General features: G+C 34.7%; 8 protein-coding genes. 4 read left to right on the forward strand and 4 right to left on the reverse strand.

Annotated elements, in window-relative coordinates; translation table 11 throughout:
- Positions 1 to 283 precede the first annotated feature (283 nt).
- The 4 genes from OEV82_RS15675 to OEV82_RS15690 all read right to left on the reverse strand — a co-directional run bounded on the left by OEV82_RS15675 (position 284) and on the right by OEV82_RS15690 (position 2,928).
- The gene (locus OEV82_RS15675; RefSeq protein ID WP_263062398.1) at positions 284 to 757 is read right to left on the reverse strand and encodes a BsuPI-related putative proteinase inhibitor; all 474 of its coding nucleotides are present in this window, start codon (positions 755 to 757) and stop codon (positions 284 to 286) included.
- A gap of 245 nt (positions 758 to 1,002) precedes the next feature.
- Positions 1,003 to 1,842, reverse strand: coding sequence for an undecaprenyl-diphosphate phosphatase (locus tag OEV82_RS15680; protein ID WP_263062399.1), 840 nt, complete (start codon positions 1,840 to 1,842; stop codon positions 1,003 to 1,005).
- 32 nt (positions 1,843 to 1,874) lie between these two features.
- Positions 1,875 to 2,489 carry a DedA family protein gene (locus OEV82_RS15685; RefSeq protein WP_173661751.1) on the reverse strand — a complete coding sequence of 205 codons (615 nt, stop codon included), beginning with the start codon at positions 2,487 to 2,489 and terminating at the stop codon, positions 1,875 to 1,877.
- Between the two features lie 286 nt (positions 2,490 to 2,775).
- On the reverse strand, positions 2,776 to 2,928 hold the full coding sequence (locus OEV82_RS15690) for a YpzG family protein (RefSeq protein ID WP_173661754.1): 153 nt from the start codon (positions 2,926 to 2,928) through the stop codon (positions 2,776 to 2,778).
- A gap of 435 nt (positions 2,929 to 3,363) precedes the next feature.
- Here OEV82_RS15690 and qoxA point away from each other — a divergent pair, with 435 nt between their 5' ends.
- From qoxA to qoxD, 4 genes are read left to right on the forward strand one after another with little or no spacing between them, the layout of a single operon-like run.
- Positions 3,364 to 4,317 (forward strand): cytochrome aa3 quinol oxidase subunit II, encoded by a 954-nt coding sequence (qoxA, locus tag OEV82_RS15695; RefSeq protein WP_173661756.1) that lies wholly within the window; start codon positions 3,364 to 3,366, stop codon positions 4,315 to 4,317.
- Positions 4,307 to 6,274 (forward strand): cbb3-type cytochrome c oxidase subunit I, encoded by a 1,968-nt coding sequence (locus OEV82_RS15700; protein ID WP_173661758.1) that lies wholly within the window; start codon positions 4,307 to 4,309, stop codon positions 6,272 to 6,274. The genes qoxA and OEV82_RS15700 overlap by 11 nt, the downstream gene beginning before the upstream one ends.
- The gene (gene qoxC, locus OEV82_RS15705; protein WP_263062400.1) at positions 6,259 to 6,864 is read left to right on the forward strand and encodes a cytochrome aa3 quinol oxidase subunit III; all 606 of its coding nucleotides are present in this window, start codon (positions 6,259 to 6,261) and stop codon (positions 6,862 to 6,864) included. The genes OEV82_RS15700 and qoxC overlap by 16 nt, the downstream gene beginning before the upstream one ends.
- Before the next feature lie 3 nt (positions 6,865 to 6,867).
- On the forward strand, positions 6,868 to 7,170 hold the full coding sequence (gene qoxD / locus OEV82_RS15710; protein ID WP_173661762.1) for a cytochrome aa3 quinol oxidase subunit IV: 303 nt from the start codon (positions 6,868 to 6,870) through the stop codon (positions 7,168 to 7,170).
- Positions 7,171 to 7,328: the final 158 nt, after the last annotated feature.

Here is a 7,328-nt window from a genome sequence, read left to right on the forward strand (position 1 = left end):
AACTACTGTTTGTTTAAATTCTTGATTATACCGTTTTTGACTCATGATTCGGACACAACCTTTCGTTAGTTTAATATTAATGACTTAACCAAGTTGTGTCCATAAATCTATACTACATCTAATCTTTAGAATTAATTTAATGGTTGGGTCATAGTTTGTTCATAGTTTTTTCAAATTTATTTTTTATAGTAGAATTATCAAGGCTCTCCTTCCTTTAATATAGATCTAGGAGTTGTCCAATTCAAAATAGGACAACTCCTCCATTAATAATGTATATTGATATTTAAGGAATATATTTTTCTTTTGACCTTAATTCTTCTGGAGATACCTTCGGCTCGACTTGTGCTGTTACTAAAAATTCGATTAGGTATTCCTCATCTTTAGAAACTTGTTCTCCGATTTGATTTTCAAAATCCCAAGAAGTACTCCACTTTAATTGATCTCCTGGTTCCAACATAACATCTTTCATTCCCATCGTAAAAAAACGGCCCTTTGACCATTGATATATAAGATTGTTATCTTTATTAAATATAAGAAAGTCATAATGTTGTCCAGAAGTAAAAGTAAGTGTTAAGTCTTCTTTTGAAATGTTGTTCAATGTAAAGTCTAGTAGCAAATTCCCATCCTCTTTTTTTATTTGTAATAGGCTTTGAAAATGTTTAGCTACCTCAGAACCCACTTTCTTATTTACGAATTCTTTCTCAATTGATCCATTTTTTTCTTCGCTCTTATTTAAATTCTCCTTTTGTTCTTCCATTTTTACACCTTCCTCTTTATTATGAACCTTTTGCCTTTCATTTCCACTAGCACTACTACAATCTATTAAGTAGTAATATGGTAAAAATACCAACTAAAATCCAAATTATATTTTTACTTAATGTTCGATTCATTCAACCACCTCATTAGTAGAGGACGTAATAACACGTATCAATGTTTCTAAAATTCTATACATAAAAAATAGGATTTGAAAGATAAATTTATTATCTGTCAAATCCTTCAGAATTAAAAAATAAATAACATAATAATGATCGCTATAATAATACGGTATAAAGCAAACGGAACCAATTTGATTCGATTGATTAGTTTTAAAAAGAATTTAATCGAAACTAATGCAAATATAAAAGCTGCGATAAAACCGACGATAAAAAATGGAAGAGCATCCATTGTAAAATATTGCCAGTTTTTTATTAAGGATAGTCCACTTGCTCCTGCCATAATTGGTACTGCCATAATAAACGTAAAATCTGATGCAGCACGGTGACTCAAACCTAACACAACCCCACCAGATATCGTTGCACCAGACCGAGAAAAACCTGGCCATAACGACATACATTGGAATAGCCCCATAAATAGAGCTTGTTTGTAAGTCATTTGGTCTACGGTTTCAGCAACAACCGGGCGCCTTTTTGAAAATACATCAGCAAAAATCATCCAAAAGGCACCAAGAAACAATGCAATGACTACATATTCAACCCCAAATAAAATCTCATCAATAATATCTTCAAATAAAACCCCTAAAACCCCTGCAGGAATAATCCCGATTATGACATGAGTTAATTTTAAATGACCTTTTTGCTTTTCACCTATTTTGTACGTTTTTTTTCCAAGTCCTAATAAATCAATAAAACGATCTTTAAATACTACAACAACAGCTAAGATCGATCCAAGTTGAATAACAACTTTGAAAGTATTTGCCACATACTGACTACCTAAGAACTCTTGTGATTTTAACCATAAATCATCCACAATAACCATATGACCCGTGGACGATACAGGCGCAAACTCAGTTAATCCTTCAACCATTCCAAGTATAAGTGCCTTTAAAAAAATTAAAACTTCCATTTAAAAACTCCTTCATTTCGACATCATTTTGTTTATACTTGTTTATTTTTTCCTCTACGAAAGAAGTAAATAATCACGCCAATAATGATCATAGCTAAAATTGCATATACAATATTCGAATAAATATCCATATAATATACAATTGTCTCCCAATTCTCACCTAATTTTGCACCAAGACCGACCAATATGGAGTTCCATATAATTGTACCTACTGTTGTAAAAAAGATGAATATCCAGAAGTTCATTTTCGAGATGCCAGCTGGAATGGAAATCAAACTACGCAATAACGGAATCATTCGACAGAAAAACACAGTCCAATATCCATACTTTTGAAACCATCGATCTGCACGATATAAGTCTTCTTTCTGTAACCGCAAAAGATGCCCCCAGCGGTCAACAATTTTTTCTAACCGTTCAATGTGTAAAATTCGCCCTAACCAGTACAAAATAACTGCACCAATTACCGACCCTAAAGTTGCATAAAAAATAACACCTAAAACAGTTAAATTTGTAGAATGGGTGGAAAATCCTCCAAAGGTTAATATAATTTCAGAGGGAATAGGTGGAAATAAATTTTCTATACAGATCAGTAGAAAAACACCTAAATATCCAAACTGATTCATAATATCCATAATCCAATTTTCCATTGTAATGCTTCGTCCTCCTATTAGTCTTAATCTAACGTGATGTAATTTTTTTGTCCAATATCAATGTATTTTTTTAAAAGTTTTATATGAATAAATTTTATCCTTTAACATCTTTAATTCGAATTAAGTCCATTCCATCAGGACTTGCTTGTTTTATATTACCATCTAATAAAATGATTGGAAAGTTTAACATTATAAAGAATATATGTCTAATATTACAACTAAAACATGACGAAAGGCAGGAATAGACTCCTGCCCTTTACAATGTGATATTCTTCTTTCCTACCTACCGATGATTGGCCTTCGCATCTCTTAATCGAATAAATGTTGATTGACTCATTTCTGTTTGGCCATTTACTTGCGAATTCATACGTTTCGGTCTTGTCCAATTATAACGGAACAATTCATGGGTACGATCAACACGATTTTGGAATCGCATGAAATCACCTCGTGGTAGGATTTGATATTCAAAAGAATATCATGTTTAGTGTATGTATTTTTTTTATGAAATATAAGTAGACACCGTAAAATGATTTTAAGTTATATCAAAATATTTTTTCTAGTGGATTAGCCATTACGTATGTTATTTCACAAATACAAGTGCCATTTTAATCCTTAACGAATTTGTCACAAATTAAAATTCCAAACTTATCAATTATGGTTTACAATATGAGTGTAGTGAAAACTATATTATTTATGTTTGAATTTTTTTCATTCATCCTAAGAAAACCTTTTCATAAAAGTCTCGTTTACTTTTGTGAAATAAGTAACAACTTTGACAATTTTGTGAAAATGTTTTGTCAAAATTGTGACCTTATGCAATAACCCCATCTGCAAAGTTCAAATTTTAAAATTAATAGAAAGGGAGAGTTAAATGAGAAAGCTTAAAGGCCTAATTCTTTCCGTCAGCTTGCTTATGGCACTCTTTGTTTTAAGCGGCTGTGAATTGATTATCTTTGATTCAGCTGGACCACAGGCACAAATTCTAACTGACCTCATCAACTGGTCACTTGTCTGGATCGGGATTATCTTTGTAGTTGTACTTGCACTATTTATTACTTTTGTATGGAAATATCGAGCTCGACCAGATAACAAAGACTATATGCCTCCGCAAGAAGAAGGTAACAAAGTAATCGAGATCATTTGGACATTAATTCCAATTATTATTGTTGTAATTTTACTAGTTCCTACAGTTAAATCACTTTATGCATTAGAAGAAGTACCTGCAGAATATGCAGATGAAGAACCTTTAGTTATCCATGTAACTTCTGCAGACTGGAAATGGATTTTCAGTTATCCAGAGGAAAACATCGAAACAATTAACTATGTAACAATTCCAACAAATCGTCCGGTAATATTCAAACTTACGTCAGCAGGAACAATGCAATCATTCTGGATTCCACAATTAGCTGGACAAAAATATACAATGGCAAATATGGAAACAGAATTACCTATTGTTGCTGAAAGAGAAGGAGAATTCTTCGGTCGAAATACAAGCTTTAATGGTGAAGGATATAGAGAAATGGAATTTAGTGTAGAAGCAGTTTCCCAAGAAGATTTCGAAAAATGGGTAGCTGAAGTACATGAATACGCAGATGAATTAACGGAAGAAGAATATTACGAAAAACTTCAACCATCACATCTTGGAAGAGAAACATACGTCGGTACACACTTACAGTGGATCAACCATGCTGATCATGGTGGTAACGCAAACGAAAAAATCTTAAATCCTGAAGCATATCGCGGACATGGATACCCAGGAAAAATTTTCCATGATCCTGAAAACGCAGGTCAACAACATGACGGAGGTGACCATAGTGGACATTAAATGGGATCAAATATTAATTATTGAAGAACCGATAATGTTCTGGACATTTATCGGATTGATTGTATCAACTATTGGTCTTGTCGCTGGACTTACCTACTTTAAAAAGTGGGGTTGGTTGTGGAATGAATGGTTAACTTCCACAGACGCAAAAAAAGTCGGTATTATGTATATCACTCTCGGTATCGTTATGCTTGTGCGTGGTGGTATCGATGCCTTAATGATGAAATATCAAACATCTGTACCGGAAAATACATTTTTAAGCGCACAACACTTTAACGAAGTGTTCTCTGCACACGGTACAATCATGATTTTCTTCATGGCGATGCCTGTTATATTTGGTATTATGAACCTTATTGTTCCGCTACAAATTGGAGCAAGAGACGTTGCATTCCCTAAACTAAACTTACTTGGTTTTTGGATTACTGCATCTGCAGCAATACTTTATAACATCGCATTCTTAGTCGGTGGTTCACCAGATGCAGGATGGACTTCTTACTTCCCATTAGCAGGTAAAGAGTTCACACCTGGGATCGGTAACAACTATTACTATATAGCGATTCAGATTTCTGGATTCGGTTCGATGATTGTAGCGATTAACTTTATGGTAACAATCTTGAAAATGCGTGCTCCAGGTATGGGATTATTTAAAATGCCAATGTTTACTTGGACTACGCTAATTACATGTTTAATCATGATCATTGCTTTCCCTATTTTTACAATTGCTTTACTAGCAGGTATGTTAGACCGTATTTTCGGTGCGCATTTCTTTACCGTTGCCGACGGTGGTCTAGATATGATGTGGGCTAACCTATTCTGGTTATGGGCTCACCCAGAGGTTTATATCGTTATTTTACCTGCTTTCGGTATTATTTCTGAAGTTGTTGCAACATTCTCGAAGAAACGTCTATACGGATACCATTCAATGGTATGGGCTGTTATCGTGATCTCTGTATTTAGTTTGCTTGTTTGGGTTCACCATTTCTATACCATGGGTGTAGGTCCAACAGTAAACTCAATATTCTCAATTACAACTTTAGCAATTGCGGTACCTACTGGGATTAAACTATTCAACTGGCTCTTTACAATGCGCAAAGGACGTATTGTCTTTGAACAACCAATGTTGTGGGCGCTTGCCTTTATCCCAACATTCTTAGTTGGTGGAGTAACTGGTGTTATGCTTGGAATGGCTTCTGCAGACTTCCAATATCATAATACATTATTCCTAGTTGCTCACTTCCACTACACATTAGTCGGTGGGGTTGTTTACGCAGTATTCGCAGCATTCTATTACTGGTGGCCAAAATTCTTCGGTTTTAAACTGAACCATAAACTTGGAAACTGGCATTTTTGGTTATTTAATATCGGGTTTAACTTAACATTCTTACCGATGTTCTTCCTAGGATTAGACGGTGCAGCAAGACGTATGTACACTTACTCTGCTGAAACAGGATTTGCACCACTATACATGCTAAGCTTTATCGGTACTTTAATCATTGCAGCAGGTGTAACGATCTTTGTTATTAATATTGTTTACAGTACGTTGAAAGAAAAACGTATTACTGAACGCGATGTTTGGGGTACAGGTAGAACATTAGAATGGATGGTTCCAACTCCAGTACCAGCTTATAACTTTGCAGTAATTCCTAAAGTTGAAGCAATTGATGAATTCTGGCACAGAAAACAAACTGGTAAAGAGTTTGTAAATGAAAAAGAAATTAAAGATATTCATATGCCTAGCCATTCTTGGCTGCCAGCATATATAGGTCTTGCATTCTTTATTAGTGGGTTCTTGTTCGTTTGGGAATTCCAAGCTTTAGCAATTGCATCTCTAGCTCTTCCATTCTTAGGAATGGCGATCAACTCCTTCCAATATGACGATGGATTCTATATCCCGGCTAAGGAAGTAATCGAAACTGAACGCAAAGATAGGGGTGAACAACAATGGAAAGCAAAATAACCAACTATTCCGTTCCGACTGAATATCAGTCGGAACTCGGAAAAATGAATATATTAGGTTTCTGGATCTTCATTGCAGCAGAGATTATACTGTTCGCAACACTCTTTGCACTGTATGGCGTATATCATAACCGTACAGCTGAAGGTCCAACAGGTCCTGAAGTTTTTGTTATAAGAGATGTTATGATTCAAACCATTCTCTTATTAACAAGTAGTTTTACTTGTGGCTATGTCATTACTTCTTTACGTAAGGGCAAAGTAAAATCAGCTAATATTTGGATCGGTATTACACTGCTATTTGGATTAGGGTTCCTTGTTATGGAAATTAATGAATTTATCCATTATGCACATGCTGGTTTAACAATACAAACTAGTGCATTTGGTTCAAGTTTATTAACACTACTAGGAACACACGGTGCACACGTTACATTTGGTGTTGTGTGGGCTATCTTATTGGCAATCCAATTAGTTCAAAGAGGCATAACTCCTATTACAGCAAGTAAAGTGCATATTTGGAGTATTTATTGGCATTTCTTAGATGTCGTTTGGATTTTCATCTTTACATTCGTCTATTTAGGAGGGTTGATGTAATCTATGAATAATAAAACACATGCATCTGGTGTAGGTAACATTATTGGTTACGTTATAGGGCTAATTCTTACATTTGCCGCTGCTTGGTTAGTCTTGAAATCCTCCTTAGCAACATCTATGAAATGGACGATTATATCTATCTTTGCAATTATACAGGCTGGTTTACAGCTATTCATGTTTATGCACATGTCTGAAGGTGAAGATCGAGATACAAAAGTTGTCCACACTATTTATGCCATCTTTATGGGAATCGTAGTTGTGTTCGGATCGATTTGGGTTATGACAGCTGGACACCCAATTGGATAACGGCTAAATATTAAAAAAGAACGCTAATTCAGCGTTCTTTCAGACTGTCGACAAACCCCAACTCAAATGCTTCATTTGAGTTGGGATTTGTCTTTTTTTGCTCATCATTTTCTAAGATTCTTATCTTATTTAGGCTGGACATGGTCTTTTCCATGTCC

The sequence above is a fragment of the Pallidibacillus thermolactis genome (genome assembly GCF_025660415.1).
Taxonomy (GTDB): domain Bacteria; phylum Bacillota; class Bacilli; order Bacillales; family Caldibacillaceae; genus Pallidibacillus; species Pallidibacillus thermolactis.